Origin of the sequence: Brevibacillus daliensis, assembly GCF_021245735.1 — a bacterium.
Lineage (GTDB): Bacteria > Bacillota > Bacilli > Brevibacillales > Brevibacillaceae > Brevibacillus_B > Brevibacillus_B daliensis.
In genome coordinates this window covers 1-955 of record NZ_JAJISB010000073.1, presented here as the reverse complement: position 1 = coordinate 955, position 955 = coordinate 1, and the positions used below count along the sequence as shown (strand labels likewise).

The 955-nt window shown below is 39.6% G+C and carries 1 protein-coding gene; it reads right to left on the bottom strand.

Annotation, left to right across the window (positions count from 1 at the left end; genetic code table 11):
• The coding region (locus tag LM917_RS24265; RefSeq protein ID WP_232700272.1) for a DUF6094 domain-containing protein at nucleotides 1-757 on the bottom strand (757 nt) is incomplete at its 3' end.
• Nucleotides 758-955 lie beyond the last annotated feature (198 nt).

The following is a 955-nucleotide window of genomic DNA, read 5'->3' as shown; positions in this document are numbered from 1 at the left end:
CATCCTGCGAATACATGAACTGGTGAGGATAGACTAGACTTGTTTTCAGAGCATCTCCTCTAAAAAACTCTATCTTATTTTGTGCAGCAGGAATCTCATAATAAATATGATCTTCTTTTTCTAGCGTTTCCAATGATTCTGGTCCGTAAGAACCGACTTCCTTAAGGTATTCTTTCAATTTCCTCGCCTTTTCTTCACTTGGTGTTGCAAAGTATCCAAAGACAACTACCTGATGGAAGCGAGGGTAGAATTCGTCAGTGAAGCGGTATACGCGAATATCATCTAACCGATATGCAAGGAGTTCTGCAAGATCTTTTAGACTTTCCTGTGGTACGCAGTAACAGACCACAGCTCCCTTTTGAATCATTTGCTTTTCGTTTCTATACGAGTGTAAACGAAATGCAGATACTTCCATTCGTTCTGTTGAGCCATGATCATACGGAGGGTTACCCCACCAAAAAGAATGGAAAGGTGACGTGCGTAGACGCTCGTATCCTCCGTGTATAACATGATCCAAGCATGTAGCAGCCTTATCGAATCTGCTCTTCTCAAGCTCATTTCCATAAGTAACAACTTTAGCACGCTGATCCTCCAGGTGATCTTGAAACATTTTCAGAGCTTCTCCTTCACCAGCACACGTATCTAGTATGTTAATGAAAGATCCTTCGTCTACTTTTAGTTTTTTACATACGAGCTGCACCATTTCAGGAGGGGTTGAATAAAAACCTCCTAAACTTTGAGAGGCTAATCTGGCCATCTTTTATCTTCCCTTCTTTTGTAATTTATTGTGTTTACCAATTGAAAAACACAAAAAAAGCCCATCGGCAAAACAGAAGCTACCTAAAAAGTGGATAGCTTATGTCCTACAAATGGACTTTCCCTTTTTTTAATAAGCTAAGTATCTAGCTTAAAGAATTGGAGTTAGTATAGTTTCATGGACACATCTTGGTTAAGT